This is a genomic window from Sphingomonas sp. (assembly GCF_032114135.1).
GTDB lineage: Bacteria > Pseudomonadota > Alphaproteobacteria > Sphingomonadales > Sphingomonadaceae > Sphingomonas.
In genome coordinates, this window is record NZ_DAMCTA010000001.1 from 625,845 (window position 1) to 641,808 (window position 15,964).

Below are 15,964 nucleotides of genomic sequence, written 5' to 3' on the forward strand. Positions count from 1 at the left end.
GCAAGGCCTGGAACCGGTGAGAATCATTCGCAATTATTACGCTGCGCTGAATGGCTTCAGCGCAGCCCTAGCCAAGCGTATGAATCCGGATGGAATGCGCAGTGCCGTCGATCGTTGCCGGAACGAAACGGGCGCCCGGACTACCCCCTGGTACAGGGAGCGCCGGGGCGTTGATGATCGTCGCCAGTCGCTGCGCGAGGAAGCCGCGTGCGCCCTCCCCTTCCCGGTCCCGCGCGATGATCAGCAGCTTGGCCTGGTCGGGCTGGACGCCCGGCTCGACGCCGTAGACAGATATCGGCGCACCGCGATGATCGGTCAGCCCGCACAGCCCGGAATAATCCTCGACTCGCGAGGAAAGCCCGCGAAACGGCACGACCTCACGGATCGCGTCCAGCGGGGTGGCGAGCAGCCGCGCGCCGGTATCGTAGATCAGGAAGGCGTTGTTGGAGGCGGCCCCTTCTCGGGTGGCGCGGCTCACCCGGTCATCGGTCTGGGCCGGCGCGCGACACAGCGCGGCCATCGCCTTGATCGCCGGATCAGCGCACACCGCCGCGCTGTCGAGCACGAGATTCTGGCCGCCGGCGGGATCGGTGGCGATCCCCGCGAACAGCGCGCTGCGCTGTGCTAGCCCGGCCGGCACCGGGCCGAACTTGTCGTCCGGAATGCGAGCGACGCTGCGCACGCTCTCGACATGCCAGCCTACCAGCTTATCCGGTGCGATCCGCAGCAGGATCACCGGTCCCAGCGATTCTTCCGGAGTCGCGCCGTCGAGTCCCAGCGTGGCGAGTTGATCGAAGACACGCACCTCGCGGCCGAGATAATTGACGTTGCGCGCCCAGCCGGGCGCGGGAACGGCACAGCGGCGCAAGCTGATCGCGGGCGCGGTGCTTTCCACCAGATGGCTGTCGATCGCGATGTCGACCCCGGCCACGGTCACCAGCACGAACGGACGTGCGCGTGCGAGCGCGGCACTGTCTGCCTCGAGCACGTGGCAGCGCACGAGCGGAAGGCCGGGCATCGCGAACAGCGCATCGGGGTCGAGAATGCCGACGAGATTCGCCTCGCGCGCAAAGGCCCGATCGACCAGCCGCGCCGCGCCGCCGGAGTCGACCAGTTCGCGCACCGACGACACGGGGATGCGATACAGGCCGGAGACGGTATCGATCCTGAGGCCCAGCAGCACGTCGTCCTTGCGCAGCACCACGATCGTGCCGCCCCGCCCGGTGCGCTCGCCAAAGCCCAGCAGCACGGTGACGTCGACCACCGGGATGACGTCGCCGCGCACCCCGATCGAGCCGATCAGCGCCGGATGGCTGCCGAAGCACGGCCCCATCGCGATCGGGCAGGGCACGACTTCGCGCACCCAGTCCACCGGCACCGCCAGTTCGATACCGCACAGCTGGAGCAGCCCGACGTCGATATGGCGCCGCCCCGCCTCTCCCACCGGTGCGGTGAGCTCGGTCCCCATGATCCCGCTCAGATCTTGCCGTGGGTGGAGGTCGCGAGTTCGTCGATCATCGCCACGACCTGGCGCGAGGTCTCGCGCTGCGCGCCGACCGACTGGGCGATGCCCGAGATTGCGCCGGTGGTCTTTTCGACACAGCCGGCGATCGCCTCGAACGCATTGCGCGCCGAACGCGACCGATCGGTGCCTTGCGCCACCCGCTCGCTCGATTCGCCGATGAGGCGGTTGATTTCCTCTGCGGCGGAGGCGCTGCGCTCGGCAAGCTTGCGCACCTCCTCGGCGACGATCGAGAAGCCGACGCCGTGCTCGCCGGCACGCGCCGCTTCGATCGCGGCGTTGAAGGCGAGCAAATTGGTCTGGCCCGCAAGATCGCCGATCACGTCGACGATGCTGGCGATCTTCTTGGACGACGCCGCCATCAGCTCCATCGACTCGATCGTACCTTCGATCGCGCTGGTGCCGCGGTCCGCCGCCGCCTGCGTCTCGCTGGCGAGCCCGGTCGCGCTCGCCGCGCCGTCGCTGATCGTCTTGATCGCGTCGGAAAGGTCGCCGACGACGCCCTGCATCTGCTCGGTCTTCGCGGCGATCTTGCGCTCCAGCATCACCTGATCGGTGACGTCATAGGCGTATTTGATCACCCGCGACGGGTTGCCCTGCAGGTCGAACACCGGGGAGTAGCTCGCCTGGATGAACACGTCGCGATCATATTTGCCGATCCGGTGGAAACGCCCGGACTGGCCCTCGCCGCGGCCGAGCGCGCGCCAGAAGTCGCCATATTCCTTCGACTTGAGGTGCTGCGGATCGACGAACATCGAGTGATGGCGCCCCTGGATCTCGCGCAGCGTGTAGCCCATCGTCGACAGGAAATTCTCGTTCGCGGTCAGGATTTCGCCGTCGAGGCTGAACTCGATGGTGGCGAGGCTGCGGTCGACCGCCTGAGCACGGCTCTTGCCTTCGATCGCGGCCTTCTTGCGTTCGGTGATGTTGGTGGCGAACTTGACCACCTTCACCACATTGCCCAGCCCGTCGAAAATCGGGTTGTAGGTCGCATTCAGCCAGATCTCCTCGCCGTTCTTGTTGCGGCGGCGGAACTCCCCGGCGACATATTCGCCATGCGCCAGATCGGCCCAGAATCGCGCATATTCCTGCGAATTGACCAGTTCGGCATCGCAGAACATCCGGTGATGCTTGCCCACCACATCCTCACGGCGATAGCCCGTAGCGCTCAGGAAATTATCGTTTGCCTCGAGCACCATGCCTTCCGGGGTGAACTCGATCACCGCCTGCGCGCGGCTGATCGCGGCGACCTTGCCCTCGGCATCGGCAGCGCGCTGCTTCTGCTCGGTGATGTCATAGGCGTATTTCACCACCTTGATCAGCTTGCCGTCGGCATCGACGATCGGGTTGTAGGTCGCGCGGATCCAGACCCGGCGACTGTCCTTGCCGATCCGCGGGAAGATGCCCGCCTGATATTCGCCGGCCGCCAGCGCCCGCCAGAAATTATTGTAGTCCTCGGTCTTCACGAAGTCGGGATCGCAGCAGGTGCGGTGGTGCTTGCCGATCAGTTCGCCGCGCTCATAGCCCATCGTCTGCAGGAACATCTCGTTCGCCGCGATGACATAGCCGTTGGTATCGAATTCGATCACCGCGGTGGAGCGATCGATCGCGGCCAGCTTGCCCGCGGCTTCCGCGCTCTCGACCTGCTGCTTGGTCACGTCCATCGCGAATTTGACGACCTTCACCGGTAGGCCCTGGTGATCGAGGATGGGGCTGTAGGTCGCCTGGATCCAGCGATCGCTGCCGTCCTTCGCGACGCGCTTGTACAGCCCGCCGTCAAACTCGCCGCGACCCAGGCGCTCCCAGAACTGACGATAGGCGGGCGAGCGCGCATGGTCCTCCGTGCAGAAGATGCGATGCTGCTGGCCGACGATCTCCTCGGCCTTGTAGCCCATCAATGTGCAGAAATTTTCATTGGCGCTGAGCACCCTGCCGGCAAGATCGAATTCGATCATCGCCGTCCCGCGGCTGAAGGCCTTGAGCGTATTGCTGTTGAGCGCGGCCTCCATCTTCGCGGCGCGCACGTCACGAGCGATGAGGATGATGTTCTTGACCTTGCCCTTGTCGTCGAGCACCGGTGCGTAATAGCCGGCGAGCCAGGCGTCCTTGCCGTCGCAGCCGTTGCGACGCTCGGTCTCCTCGATCGTCTCACCGGCGCGCAACCGCTCCCAGAAGGCTTCGTACTCGGGGCTTGCGGCGCGTTGTGGGTCGCAGAAGAAGCGGTGATGCTGCCCGATCACGGTTTCGAGGAGGCAACCCATCGCATCGAGGAAGTGCTGGTTCGCACGCGTCAGGGTGCCGTCGGGGCTGAATTCGGCGACCGTATAGAGCCGGTCGAGTACCGCTCCAACTGCATGACTGAATTCCTCATCCGCCTGCGCGCCGCCCCGTCCCTTGCCCAGGCCCGTCACTTCCATGTTCATGCGCCACTCGTCCCAACTCGCCCGACTGGATAGCCGAAAGCGTTTTAAGGAACTTATAGGGCGCAAGTGGCCGGAAAGGGCCGGGAAACATAGCGTATTTCCCGGCTCCGTAGTCGTACGGAATGCCTCAGCGCAGCGCGTTAGCGATCAGCTTGTGGAGCTTCGAGTGCAGGCCGTCATTGGCGGCGAGGAACTGGTTGCGCTGCATCGCCATGTCCTGGCCGCGATAATCGGTGACGAAGCCACCGGCTTCCTTGACCAGCAGCATGCCCGCCGCGACGTCCCAGGGCTTCAGGTCCGATTCCCAATAGCCGTCGAAGCGGCCCGCAGCGACCCAGGCGAGATCGAGGGCGGCTGAGCCCAGGCGGCGGATGCCTGCCACTTCAGGTGCCACCGCACCGAAGATGCGGCTCCACTCGGCGAAATTGCCATGGCCCATGAACGGGATGCCCGTCGCGATCAGCGAGTCCGAGAGGTCGCGGCGTGCCGAGACGCGCAGCCGCTGGTCCTGCAGCCAAGCGCCGCGGCCCTTCTCGGCCCAGAAGCTCTCGTCGGTCAGCGGCTGGTAGACCAGCCCGTGGGTGATCTCGGGCTTGCCCTGCGCACCGTTCGGATCCTCGACCGCGATGACGATCGCGAAATGCGGAATGCCGTGGAGGAAGTTGGTGGTGCCGTCGAGCGGATCGACGATGAAGCGCGGCTTGTCCGGATCGCCCGGCAGCTCGCCACTCTCTTCGGCGAGGATTCGCCAGTCGGGACGCGCCTTGCGCAGTTCCTCGATCAGCGTCTGCTCGGCGCGCTTGTCGGCCATGCTCACGAAATCGGCCGGGCCCTTGCGGCTGACCTGCAGGTGCGTGACCTCGTTGAAGTCGCGACGCAGACGGGGCGCCGCCTTGCGTGCGGCACGGTCCATGACGGTGAGAAGGCCGGAAAAGGCTGCCATATCAATCTCTCTCCCTGCCGCTGCTGCGGGGGACTAACCAAGGCCTGACCCGAAAACGGGAAAAGGGGACGCAGGCCTGCCGTCCCCTTCCCTTCAATGTGTTCGGCCGAAGCCGGCAGATCAGTCCGCGCGGCGGACGTAGGTCTGCTCGTACACGTCGACGACGATGCGCGTGCCGCTGCCGATATGCGGCGGCACCATCACGCGCACGCCGTTGTCGAGCACGGCCGGCTTGTACGAGGAGGAAGCCGTCTGGCCCTTCACCACCGCGTCGGCCTCGACGATCGTCGCTTCGATCGTGTCGGGCAGCTGGACGCTGATCGCCTCTTCGTCATAGAGTTCCATCACCACGTCCATGCCGTCCTGCAGGAAGGCGGCGGCATCGCCGAGCAGGTCCCGCGGCAGCGTGGTCTGGTCGTAGGTTTCCTTGTCCATGAACACGAGCATGTCGCCTTCCGGATACAGGAACTGGAAATCCTTGGTGTCGAGGCGCACGCGCTCCACGGTCTCGGCCGAGCGGAAGCGGACGTTGTTCTTGCGGCCGTCGCGCAGGTTCTTGAGTTCGACCTGCATATAGGCACCGCCCTTGCCGGGCTGGGTGTGCTGAATCTTGACGGCGCGCCAGATGCCGCCCTCATATTCGATGATGTTGCCGGGACGGATGTCCACGCCGCTGATCTTCATGGATCGTGCCTGTTGTTGAGAAAGAGCTGAGCCGGGCCCTTTAGCTCCCGGCGGGCTTTCCCGCAAGCAGGGGATAGGGATCGACGTTGGCGCCCTGCCACCAGCCCTCGCCGGGGGCCATGCGCTTGACCTCGAAATGGAGGTGCGGGGCGCCGCCATCGGCGCTGCCGCTATCCCCCACGGTAGCGATCGGCTGGCCCCGGTGCACGGCGGCCCCTTCGGGCACGCCGATCGTATCAAGGTGCGCGTAATAGGTCACCATCGCACCATCGGGCGTACGCACATAGAGCGTGTGCCCACCAAGTTCGCTCTCGAACTGCTTCTCGACCGTGCCCGACGTGGCGGCGAGCACCGGCGTGCCCTTGGGCGCGAGGATGTCGATCGCATGATGCTCGCGGGTGCCGTCGCCGCGCGGCTCGCCCCAGTTGCTGTGAAGCGCCGCGGCCGGGATGCCCTGCACCGGGATGACCAGCCCCGAGGACGCTGGCGGTGCAGCCGCGGGTTTCGGCGCCACCGCCTGGACGCGCGGGGCTTGCCCCGCGGGCAGGAACCGTACGCGCGACACCAGCAGCGCAAGCAGCGCCACCACCACCAGACCCGCGACCAGGCCGAACCGCCGCACGCGGTTAGTCCTGGAAGATCGCCGGGGTGCCCGGCTTGACCATCAGCGCGACCCGGGCGGCATCCCAGTTGGTCAGGCGGATGCAGCCATGACTTTCGGTGCGGCCGATCGTCTGCGGCTCGGGGGTGCCATGGATGCCGTAATGCTCCTTGGACAGGTCGATCCATACCACGCCGACCGGACCGTTCGGCCCCGGCGGCAGCATCGCCGGATCATCGCCCTTCTTCGCATCCCAGAACAGCTTCGGGTTATAATGAAACTTGGGATTGCTATCCACACCATTGATTTTCCAGCGCCCGATGGGCAGCGGATCATGTTCGCTGCCCATCGTTGCGCTGAACTGCGCGACCAACCGGTTGCCGGTGCCATAGACCTTCAGCACGCCCTCGGACTTGTCGACGACGATATGGTCCGCCTGGGGCTGCCGGGGATCGACATTGAGCATGCCCAGCGTCTGGCGCCATTCGGGCTTCCAGTCGGCGGGATAGTCGCGCGAGCCCGGCAGCGCATTGGGCAGCCGCAGCATCGTGCCGGTCTTGATCGTCGTCACGCCCGGGTTCAGCGCGGTGATAACTTCAGACGTAGTATGAAACATCTCCGCCAACTTCTCGAGCGGGTTGCGATAGCCGAGCGACTTGAGCTTGCCCTGCTCGGTCAGGTCCTTGGGGATCGGATCCACGAACGGCCCTGCATCGTGGTCGCGCCGATCGCCAGCGTCCGCACCGGTCGCAGCGCGCGATACTGGTGCAGCACCGCCAGCGTCGGCGAGTCGATCACACCGGTCACCTTCAGTCCCCGCGATTCCTGCAGCCCGCGTACCGCCGCGGTGAGCGATTGGCCCGAGCGCCCGTCGAGAATGCCGGGTCCGAAGCCGAGATGGTCTAGGATCACCTGCGCGTGGAGGATGTTGAGGTCGACCGGCGGCTTGGGGCTCGGTGCTTGCGCCAAGGCCGGCGCAGCGAAGAACGCGGCAATCCCGAACACCCATTTCCGCATGCAGCCTCTCCCGATCCTCAACCTGATCCACCCTCAACGTTCAGGTGCCCCTTACGGTTGCCGCTGCGGGCAAACCCCGATGGACAAGCGCTGTTTCCCATGCCCTTATCGACGCAATGCGGGGTATTCTTTCAGACGCGGAACAAGTCCTCGGCTCGCCCGTGCGCAACCTCGTCTCGATCCTGCTGTTCGTCCTCGCGGTCGCGGTGCTGGCGACGATCGGCTACATGGCGGCGGGGTGGAGCTTCGCCGATGCGAGCTACATGGTCGTGCTGACCATTTACACCGTCGGCTATGGCGAAGTCCGCCCGATCGACACCCCCTATCTCCATGCGCTGACCATGGGCACGATGGTGCTGGGCTGCACCGGCATGATCCTGCTCACCAGCGCGCTCGTCCAGTTCTTCACCGTGCTGCAATTGCAGAGTATTTTCGGAGCAACCCGCATGCAAAGCCGCATCCACAAGCTCGCCGACCATGTCGTGATCTGCGGCTATGGCCGGATCGGCGTGATGCTCGCGCGCGACCTCTCCCGCGCCGCGGTGCCGGTGGTGGTGATCGAGCGCGGCCCGGAACGCCGCGCCGAGGCCGAGGCGGCGGGGCTGTGCACCCTGGCGGGCGACGCGACCGAGGAGGAGGTACTGATCGCCGCCGGCATCCAGCGCGCCCGCGCCCTTGCCACCGTCCTGCCCGACGACGCGGCGAACGTGTTCATCACGCTGAGCGCGCGCAACCTCAATGCCGGACTCGAGATCATCGCCCGCGGCGAGGCGCCGACCACCGAGCGCAAGCTGATCCATGCCGGCGCCGACCGCGTCGTCTTCCCCACCCATATCGGCGCCGAGGCGATGGCGCGGATGATCCTCTATCCGCACCGCGAGCACGTCCAGGGCGACGCCGAGCTCGCCCGGCTGCGGCGCGAGCTTGGCGCGCTGGGGCTGGAGGTGGAGCTGATCGAGGTCGCGAAGGGCTCGTCCATGGCCGGGCTCAGCGTCGAGGAGGCCGAGCGCCGCGCCGAGGGCAGCATATTCCTCGTCCAGATCGACCGCGCCGACGGTCGCTCGATCCCCCGCCCCGCCCGCGACGAGCGGCTCGAGGCGGGCGACAAGGCGGTGGTGGTGATGCGCGACGTCGCCGCAGGCGCGCGGGCGTTGTTCACCGCCCGGGCCGATAACCGCGCCGGGCGGAACAAGCTTTGAGGGGGTGGGATGGCACATAAGCCCCTCCCCTTCAGGGGAGGGGTTTGGGGTGGGCCGTGTCTCACCGAGACCAACCAACGTTCTGGAATCCCCCCACCCCAACCCCTCGTCCAAGGAGGAGGGTCTAGATATCCCGCCGCCCCTTCAGCCCCCCTTCATCTTCCACTCGATAAGGCGCAACGATGGCGACACCCTCCCCCCGCACCCGCCGTCTCGCCTGGAAGCGCTGGGTCGCCGCCCTTGTCGCGCTGCTCGCCGTGATCGCCTTCGGGGTCTATTGGAGCGCCGGCTTCCTCGATCGCGATCCCGTCCACCTCTACGGCATGCCCGAACGGCCGGGCACCGCACCGGTCGCCGCGGTGTTCCTGTCGGGGGACATGGGGCTTCGCTACGGCATGGGCTCCTATGTCGTCGAAGCGCTCGCCGGGGCCGGGGTGCCGGTCTACGCGGTGGCGAGCTCGACCGCCTTCGCCCGGCGCCAGACCCATGCCGAGGTGCGCGCGCTGCTGATCAACGCGATCCGCGAAGCCCAGCGCCGCTCGGGCGCGGAAAAGGTGATCGTCATCGGCCAGTCGTTTGGCGCCGACATGGCGCGGGTGGCCTTGGCCTCGCTCCCGCCTGCGCTCCGTGCCCAGGTCGTCGCGCTGGTGCTCGTCGTGCCCGGCACCGACGCCTATTTCCGCGCCGACCCGCTCGGTTTCGCCTATGTCGGCGCACCCGATGCCGATGCCGCCGCGGCGCGGTCGCTCGACTGGCTGCCGGTCACCTGCATCCGTGGGCAAGACGAGACCGACAGCCTGTGCCCCACCCTGCTCGCGCCCAATGTCCGCCGCATCACCCTGCCCGGCGGCCATTTCCTGCGGATGGACCATGACCTGCTGGTCCGCACCGTGTTCGCGGCGCTCGCCCCGGTGCTCGGCGCGCATCTGGAAGCGCCCGCGCCATGATCGCCCCGTTGATTGCCCGACGCGGCTTGCCCGGATAAAGGCGGACCGGCGCAAGGCAAAGGCGCCGTCGGGGGAGTTGGATGGAGATCGCCGAGACCGAGGCACCGGAAGAAGCGCCGTCGAGCGTGCGCGGTCCGCGAGCCTGGCTCGCGCGCTATCAACGGCCGCTGCTGATCCTGGTCACGCTGGCGCTCGCCGTCCTGGGCTTCGAGGCGGTGCGCGCGATCCTCGCCGAAGTGCATCTGCGCGACGTTCGGCACGCGTTGCACCAAATCGAACCGGCACGGTTCGCGGCAGCTCTTGCGCTCACCACCGCCTCCTATCTCGCGCTCACGCTGTACGACTGGTTCGCGGTACGCGCGATCGGCCAGCGCCTGCCGTGGCGGACCGCGGCCCTCGCCTCGTTCACCAGCTATACGATCAGCCATAATCTCGGCCTGTCGCTGCTCACCGGCGGCAGCGCACGGCTGCGCGCCTATGCCGCGGCGGGGCTCGACTTCGCCGATGTCGCGCGCATCACGCTGATCGCGGGCGCGACCTTCTGGAGCGGCGTCTTCGCGGTGACCGCGATCGCACTGCTCGCCGCGCCGCAGCCGCTCCTGCTGTTCGGTCAGACGCTGCCGCTGGCGGTGCTCCATGGTGCGGGGCTTGCCGTGCTGCTTGCCTTCGCCGCGCTGTTCCTCCTGCGCGCCCGCGGGCTGGCCGAGCTCGGCCTCGGCGCCGCGCGCCTGCCGCTGCCGCCGGTGCCGCCGGTGCCGCTGATGACGGCCCAGATCGGCATCGCCGCGCTCGATCTCGCCTGCGCCTCGGGCGCGCTGTTCGTGTTGATCCCCCATGCCGATCCGGCGCTGATCGGCAGCTTCTACCTCGCCTACGCGCTCGCCATCGTGATCGCGCTGGTCACGCATGTGCCGGGCGGGATCGGCGTGTTCGAAGCCGTGATGCTCGCGCTTGTCCCGATCGGTCGGAGCGACCTGTTCGCCGCGTTGCTGCTCTACCGGCTGGTCTATTATCTCCTCCCGCTATTGGTCGCCGGCGGGCTGCTGGTCGGCATCGAGGGACGACGGCTGCGCCACCCGATCGCGGCGGGGCTGAGCGTCGCGCACCGGATCGGTCAGGCGCTCGTGCCGCCGCTGCTCGCGTTGCTGGTGTTCGGCGGCGGGCTGGTGCTGCTCGTCTCGGGCGCGCTGCCGCCGGCGCATGGCCGGATGCACCCACTCCACGACATCCTGCCGCTGCCGTTCGTGGAAGGTTCGCACTTCGCCGCTAGCCTCGTCGGTACCGCGCTGCTGCTGATCGCACCCGCCGTGCAGGCGCGGCTCAAGAGCGGCTTCTACGTCGCGCGGTTGCTGCTGGTCGCGGGCGCAGGCTTTTCGCTCGCGAAGGGCATCGATGTGGAGGAAGCGACGGTGCTGCTGATCGTCGCAGGCCTGCTCCAATATGCCCGCCCCGGCTTCTATCGCAGCGCCGGCATCGGCTCGGCACCCGTGGCGCGCTGGTGGTGGGCGGCGGCGCTGATCGCGGTGCTGCTGAGCGCCTGGGCCGGCTTCTTCGCCTACAAGCGCGTGCCCTATAGCGACGATCTTTGGTGGGACTTCGCCTGGCGCGGCAACGCGCCCCGCTTCCTGCGCGCGACGCTCGGCGCGACGATCCTGCTGGTCGGCTGGGCCTTCTGGCGGCTGATGTCCGCAGCCCCCCGGGTGCGCGAGCATCACGCACTCGACCCCGAGGTCGCAGCGCGCGCGATCGCCGTCACCAGCCGCGCCGATGCGATGCTCGCCTATACCGGCGACAAGGACTTCCTCGTCTCCACCGCGGGGGACGCTTTCCTGATGTACCGCGTGCAGGGCCGCACCTGGGTGGTGATGGGCGATCCCGTCGGCCCGGAGGAGGCCTGGTCCGAGCTGATCTGGGAGATCCGCCGCCGCTGCGACGCCGCGCGGGGCCGGCTGTGCCTGTTCCAGGTCAGCGCGGCGATGTTGCCGCTGGTCGTCGAGCTCGGCCTCCAGCCGCTCAAATATGGCGAGGAGGCGCTGGTCGATCTCCGCCAGGGCTATGACCTCAAGGGCGGCCAGTTCAAGTCTCTGCGCTATTCGGTCAAGCGCGCGACCAGCGAAGGGCTCGTGTTCGAAGTCATCCCGGTTGCGCAAATCCCGGAGGCGCTGCCCGAACTCCGGCGCGTCTCCAATGCCTGGCTCGCGGACAAACCCGGCGCCGAGAAGCGCTTCAGCCTCGGTCGCTTCGACGCCGACTATCTGTCGCACTTCGCTTGCGCCGTGCTGCGACTGGAGGGCGAGATCGTCGCCTTCGCCAATTTGTGGGAGACGCCCAACCGCGAGGAAATCTCGGTCGACCTGATGCGGCACCGGCCGGACACGCCCTATGGCGCGATGGACCTGCTGTTCGTACGGCTGCTGCAATATGGCGCGGCGCAGGGCTTCCAACGCTTCAACCTCGGCATGGCGCCGCTCTCCGGCCTCAAGCCGGGCCCGCTGGCGCCGATCTGGTCGCGGCTGGGCGCGGCGGTCTATGGCCATGGCGAGCGGCTTTACGGCTTTTCCGGGCTGCGCGCGTTCAAGCAGAAGTTCGGGCCTGTTTGGGTGCCGCGCTATATCGGCACCACGCCGGGTGTGTCGGTGCCGCGGGCGCTGATCGATGCGGCGGTGCTGATCGGCGGATAGCCTCTTGGGTTCTTTGGCCCGCACCCCACATGCTGCACCGCAATCCAGGGAGACACGCATGGACATCGCATTTCTCGGGCTCGGACAGATGGGGATCGGCATGGCGGGCGCGTTGCTCGATGCCGGGCACACGCTCACCGTCTGGAACCGCTCGCCCGACAAGGCCGAACCGCTGACGACACGCGGCGCCCGCCTCGCCCGCACGCCGCGCGAAGCCGCCGATGGCGCGCAGGCCGTGCTGACCATGGTGGCGGACGATGCAGCGCTGACCGCGATCCTTGACGGCGCGGACGGCGTGCTCGCGGGCATGGCGCCCGGCGCGCTGCACCTCTCGCACAGCACCATCGCCGTCGCCACGGCCGACACGCTCGCCGAGCGCCATGCCGAGGCGGGCCACCACTTCGTCTCGGCGCCGGTCTTCGGCCGCCCGCCGGTCGCCGCGCAGGGCAAGCTCGCCATCGTCGCCGCCGGCAATCCCGAAGCGATGGAGGCCGCCGCGCCGATCCTCGAGGCGCTCGGCCGCGTCACGTTCCCGATGGGCGACACGCCCTCGGCCGCGAACCTGGTCAAGCTCGCCGGCAACTTCATGATCATGGCCACCGTCGAAGCCTATGGCGAGGCAATGTCGCTCGGCGAGAAGGGCGGCGTCGACCGCGCGAAGATGCTGGAGGTTTTCTCCGGCACGATCTTCGACGGCGCGATCCACAAGGTCTATGGTCCGCCGATCGCCGAACGCCGCCACCGCCCCGCCGGCTTCGCCGCGCCACTGGGCCTCAAGGACATGCGCCTCGCGGGCGAGGCGGCGGAAGCGGTCGGCGCGAAACTGCCGCTGCTCGATCTGGTCCGCGCGCACCTTACCGAGACCGTCGCCACCGAAGGCAGCGACGTCGACGTGACCGCGCTCGCCGAGACGATCGCCAAGCTGTGAGCCTGCGCTCCCCTCCCGCCTGCGGGAGGGGCGGGGGAGGGATCGACGTGGAAGAAATGCCGTGAAGTTTCAGCCCCTCCCCTAACCCCTCCCGCAAGCCGGAGGGGAACGTCCTCTCCCACAAGGGGAGAAGGAATCGGGACAGGACGCCCTTCCCCCCCGCCCCGATCCCGCGTACATTTCCCATATGATCACTCGGCTTTTCCTCGCCCATCCGCGCAGCGTCGGCGAAAGCTATGGCGAGCATGCCGCCACCGCGGCCCGGTTCGGCGTGACGATGATGGTCGGCGGCGCCGCCTGCATCGTCCATGCGGTGCTGCCCTTCCTGTTCGTCCGCACCGCGAGCGATTCGGTGAAGCGGCTCTACGCCCAGATGAAGGCGCGCCAGCCCGCCTTTGCCGAGCAGCAGCCTGCCTTCCGCCAGCCCGAGTGGCAGCTCGACTACGAAATCTGACGCCGGCATCGGGGGAGCCGCAACCATGATCGAACACGTCGCCATCATCGGCGCGGGCTTTTCGGGCACGCTCCAGGCGATCAACCTCATCCGCCACGAGGGCCCGCGCGCGACGCTGATCGAGCGCGCCCCGGTTGCGGGCACCGGGCTCGCCTATGGCGCCGCCCACCCCTCACATTTGCTCAACGTCCGCGCCGCGAACATGAGCGCGCTCCCGGACGATCCGGCGCATCTCGTCCGCTGGCTGGAAGCACGTGGGGTGGAGCATGCCGCGACCAGCTTCGTGCCGCGCCGCGTCTATGGCGAGTATCTGCGCGAGATGCTGGAGGAGGCGCTGGCCCGCTATCCCGACCGCCTGCGCCTCGTCCGCGGCGAGGTGGAAGACGTGGCCTTCGACGCCGACGGCGCGACGCTCCAGCTGTCGGACGGCACGCTGCAGGCCGATGCCGCGGTGCTCGCGGTCGGCAACCTGCCCCCGCACGACCCGCCGGGCCTCGACCCCGCCATGCTCTCCGCCGATCGCTACAAGGGCGATCCCTGGGACCCGAGCGTCCCCGAGGGTCTTTCCGACAGCGATACCGTGCTGGTGATCGGCACCGGCCTCACCATGGTCGACGTGGCGCTGCTGCTGGAGGCGCGTGGCTTCGGCGGCAAGATCGTCGCGGTGTCGCGCCGCGGCCTGCTTCCCCGCCCGCATGGCCCCGGGCAGGACTGGGACAAGCTCCGCGAACGCCCCCGGACTAGGGCGTCCGCGCTTGTCCGCGCGGTGCGCGACCGGGCCGAGCAGGTGGGCTGGCGCAACGCGGTCGACGAACTCCGCCCCTACACCCAGCCGATGTGGGCCAATGCCAGCGAAGACGAGCGCGCGCGCTTCCTCCGCCATCTGCGGCCCTGGTGGGACGTCCACCGCCACCGCCTCGCCCCCGAGGTCCATGCCCGGCTCCAGGCGCTGATCGATCGCGGCCAGCTGGAAGTGCGAGCCGCCAAGACATTGGGCTTCCTCGAAGGCCCGGACGGCATCGCCGTCACGCTGCGCCCGCGCGGGCGGGAAGAGTCCGAGACGATCCTCGCGCAGCGCATCGTCAACTGCACCGGCCCGCTCGGCGACCTCGCGCGCAGCCGCGAGCCGCTCCTCCAGCGCCTCGCCGCGCGGGGCGTGATCCGCCCCGATCCGGCGCATATCGGCATCGACGTCGACAACCAGGGCCAGACCATCGCCGCCGACGGCAGCGCCAACGCCAATCTCTACGCGCTCGGCCCGATGACCCGCGGCGCCTTCTGGGAGATCGTGGCGGTGCCCGACATCCGCACCCAGACCTGGGCGGTCGCCCGCCGCCTCTCCAACGCGCATTGGGTCGGCGGCGAAGGCTTGTAGCGAACTGGTAACAATTGACACTAAATCGGAAGTTGGGGTATCAGGTCGCCATGACCGATACCGCCAATCCGCTCGGCCTCAACGGCTTCGAGTTCGTCGAGTTCACCTCGCCCGATCCGGACGCGATGGCGCGCCAGTTCGAGCAGCTGGGCTTCGTCCCCACCCATCGCCATCCGCGCAAGAACATCACCCGCTACAAGCAGGGCCGCATTAACCTGATGCTCAACCGCGACGATGCCGGCCGCGTCGCTGCCTTCCGCGGCGAGCATGGCCCGTCGGCGAGCGCGATGGCGTTCCGCGTCTCGGACCCCAAAAAGGCGATGGAATGGGCGCTCGCCCATGGCGGCAAGCCTACCGATGAGGACGACACCGTCATCCAGGGCATCGGCGGCTCGTACCTCTATTTCATCCAGGACGAGACCGACCTCTATGCCGACTGGGCCGAGTTCCCCGGCTGGCGTGAAGCCGAAGCCGAGAACAGCGTCGGGCTCGACCTGCTCGACCACCTCACTCACAATGTCCGCCGCGGCCAGATGCGGGTGTGGAGCGAGTTCTACCGCACGCTCTTCGGCTTCGAGGAGCAGAAGTATTTCGACATCAAGGGCAAGGCGACCGGCCTGTTCAGCCAGGCGATGATCGCGCCCGACAAGGCGATCCGCATCCCGCTCAACGAGAGCCAGGACGACAACAGCCAGATCGAGGAATTCCTCCGCGAATATAACGGCGAAGGCATCCAGCACCTGGCCCTCACCACCGACGACATCTACGACACGGTCGAGCGCCTGCGCGCTCGTGGCGTCCGGCTGCAGGACACGATCGAGACCTATTACGAGCTGATCGACAAGCGCGTTCCCGGCCACGGCGAAGATGTCGAGCGCCTGCGCAAGAACCGCATCCTGCTCGACGGGTCGGTGGAGAACAACGAGGGCATCCTGCTCCAGATTTTCACCGAGACGATGTTCGGCCCGATCTTCTTCGAGATCATCCAGCGCAAGGGCAATGAAGGCTTCGGCAACGGCAATTTCCAGGCGCTGTTCGAGAGCATCGAGCTCGACCAGATCCGCCGCGGCGTGATCAAGGTCGACGCCTGACGAGGTTGGAGAGGGAGAGCCGGGGGTGCCGCCGCAGGAACAGCACGGCATACCCCGGCCCCATTCCTCGAAAAACCCCCTCCCCCCTCGCGGGGGAGG

General features: G+C 67.8%; 14 protein-coding genes. 7 read left to right on the forward strand and 7 right to left on the reverse strand.

Features of this window, described 5'->3' with window-relative positions; translation table 11 throughout:
• Nucleotides 1-67 precede the first annotated feature (67 nt).
• The 7 genes from RT655_RS03055 to RT655_RS19975 all read right to left on the reverse strand — a co-directional run bounded on the left by RT655_RS03055 (nt 68) and on the right by RT655_RS19975 (nt 7,190).
• Complete coding sequence (locus tag RT655_RS03055) at nt 68-1,468, reverse strand: chemotaxis protein CheW (protein WP_313534915.1); 1,401 nt, start codon at nt 1,466-1,468, stop codon at nt 68-70.
• An 8-nt stretch (nt 1,469-1,476) separates the two neighbouring features.
• The gene (locus RT655_RS03060; protein WP_313534916.1) at nt 1,477-3,945 is read right to left on the reverse strand and encodes a PAS domain-containing methyl-accepting chemotaxis protein; all 2,469 of its coding nucleotides are present in this window, start codon (nt 3,943-3,945) and stop codon (nt 1,477-1,479) included.
• Nucleotides 3,946-4,072: 127 nt separating this feature from the next.
• On the reverse strand, nt 4,073-4,888 hold the full coding sequence (locus RT655_RS03065; protein WP_313534917.1) for an inositol monophosphatase family protein: 816 nt from the start codon (nt 4,886-4,888) through the stop codon (nt 4,073-4,075).
• A gap of 120 nt (nt 4,889-5,008) precedes the next feature.
• The gene (gene efp, locus RT655_RS03070; protein ID WP_313534918.1) at nt 5,009-5,572 is read right to left on the reverse strand and encodes an elongation factor P; all 564 of its coding nucleotides are present in this window, start codon (nt 5,570-5,572) and stop codon (nt 5,009-5,011) included.
• A gap of 40 nt (nt 5,573-5,612) precedes the next feature.
• Nucleotides 5,613-6,194: a M23 family metallopeptidase gene (locus RT655_RS03075; protein WP_313534919.1), complete on the reverse strand. Its 582-nt coding sequence runs from the start codon at nt 6,192-6,194 to the stop codon at nt 5,613-5,615.
• Nucleotides 6,195-6,198: 4 nt separating this feature from the next.
• The gene (locus RT655_RS03080; RefSeq protein WP_409530232.1) at nt 6,199-6,873 is read right to left on the reverse strand and encodes a L,D-transpeptidase; all 675 of its coding nucleotides are present in this window, start codon (nt 6,871-6,873) and stop codon (nt 6,199-6,201) included.
• The gene (locus tag RT655_RS19975) at nt 6,849-7,190 is read right to left on the reverse strand and encodes a peptidoglycan-binding domain-containing protein (protein ID WP_409530233.1); all 342 of its coding nucleotides are present in this window, start codon (nt 7,188-7,190) and stop codon (nt 6,849-6,851) included. Before RT655_RS19975 ends, RT655_RS03080 begins: the two co-directional genes overlap by 25 nt.
• A 116-nt stretch (nt 7,191-7,306) precedes the next feature.
• On the opposite strand from RT655_RS19975, the gene RT655_RS03085 reads away from it, so the two are divergent.
• From RT655_RS03085 to hppD, 7 genes are all read left to right on the forward strand, one after another.
• Nucleotides 7,307-8,389, forward strand: coding sequence for a potassium channel family protein (locus RT655_RS03085; protein WP_313534920.1), 1,083 nt, complete (start codon nt 7,307-7,309; stop codon nt 8,387-8,389).
• A gap of 182 nt (nt 8,390-8,571) precedes the next feature.
• On the forward strand, nt 8,572-9,336 hold the full coding sequence (locus RT655_RS03090) for an AcvB/VirJ family lysyl-phosphatidylglycerol hydrolase (RefSeq protein WP_313534921.1): 765 nt from the start codon (nt 8,572-8,574) through the stop codon (nt 9,334-9,336).
• An 80-nt stretch (nt 9,337-9,416) separates the two neighbouring features.
• Nucleotides 9,417-12,017 (forward strand): bifunctional lysylphosphatidylglycerol flippase/synthetase MprF, encoded by a 2,601-nt coding sequence (gene mprF / locus RT655_RS03095; protein WP_313534922.1) that lies wholly within the window; start codon nt 9,417-9,419, stop codon nt 12,015-12,017.
• A gap of 58 nt (nt 12,018-12,075) precedes the next feature.
• Nucleotides 12,076-12,945, forward strand: coding sequence for an NAD(P)-dependent oxidoreductase (locus RT655_RS03100; RefSeq protein WP_313534924.1), 870 nt, complete (start codon nt 12,076-12,078; stop codon nt 12,943-12,945).
• Nucleotides 12,946-13,132: 187 nt separating this feature from the next.
• Entirely contained in the window at nt 13,133-13,399 is a 267-nt protein-coding gene (locus RT655_RS03105) for a DUF6356 family protein (RefSeq protein ID WP_010545163.1), read from the forward strand.
• A 25-nt stretch (nt 13,400-13,424) separates the two neighbouring features.
• Nucleotides 13,425-14,774 carry an FAD/NAD(P)-binding protein gene (locus RT655_RS03110; protein ID WP_313534925.1) on the forward strand — a complete coding sequence of 450 codons (1,350 nt, stop codon included), beginning with the start codon at nt 13,425-13,427 and terminating at the stop codon, nt 14,772-14,774.
• Nucleotides 14,775-14,824: 50 nt separating this feature from the next.
• Nucleotides 14,825-15,865, forward strand: coding sequence for a 4-hydroxyphenylpyruvate dioxygenase (hppD, locus tag RT655_RS03115; RefSeq protein ID WP_313534926.1), 1,041 nt, complete (start codon nt 14,825-14,827; stop codon nt 15,863-15,865).
• The last annotated feature ends 99 nt before the right edge of the window (nt 15,866-15,964 follow it).

Coding starts and splice junctions, on each gene's coding strand:
- RT655_RS03065 (WP_313534917.1), bottom strand. CDS start 4,888: ATGGCAGCCTTTTCCGGCCTTCTCACCGTCATGGACCGTGCCGCACGC.
- mprF (WP_313534922.1), top strand. CDS start 9,417: ATGGAGATCGCCGAGACCGAGGCACCGGAAGAAGCGCCGTCGAGCGTG.
- efp (WP_313534918.1), bottom strand. CDS start 5,572: ATGAAGATCAGCGGCGTGGACATCCGTCCCGGCAACATCATCGAATAT.
- RT655_RS03105 (WP_010545163.1), top strand. CDS start 13,133: ATGATCACTCGGCTTTTCCTCGCCCATCCGCGCAGCGTCGGCGAAAGC.
- RT655_RS03085 (WP_313534920.1), top strand. CDS start 7,307: ATGCGGGGTATTCTTTCAGACGCGGAACAAGTCCTCGGCTCGCCCGTG.
- RT655_RS03060 (WP_313534916.1), bottom strand. CDS start 3,945: ATGAACATGGAAGTGACGGGCCTGGGCAAGGGACGGGGCGGCGCGCAG.
- RT655_RS03110 (WP_313534925.1), top strand. CDS start 13,425: ATGATCGAACACGTCGCCATCATCGGCGCGGGCTTTTCGGGCACGCTC.
- RT655_RS19975 (WP_409530233.1), bottom strand. CDS start 7,190: ATGCGGAAATGGGTGTTCGGGATTGCCGCGTTCTTCGCTGCGCCGGCC.
- RT655_RS03100 (WP_313534924.1), top strand. CDS start 12,076: ATGGACATCGCATTTCTCGGGCTCGGACAGATGGGGATCGGCATGGCG.
- RT655_RS03055 (WP_313534915.1), bottom strand. CDS start 1,468: ATGGGGACCGAGCTCACCGCACCGGTGGGAGAGGCGGGGCGGCGCCAT.
- hppD (WP_313534926.1), top strand. CDS start 14,825: ATGACCGATACCGCCAATCCGCTCGGCCTCAACGGCTTCGAGTTCGTC.
- RT655_RS03090 (WP_313534921.1), top strand. CDS start 8,572: ATGGCGACACCCTCCCCCCGCACCCGCCGTCTCGCCTGGAAGCGCTGG.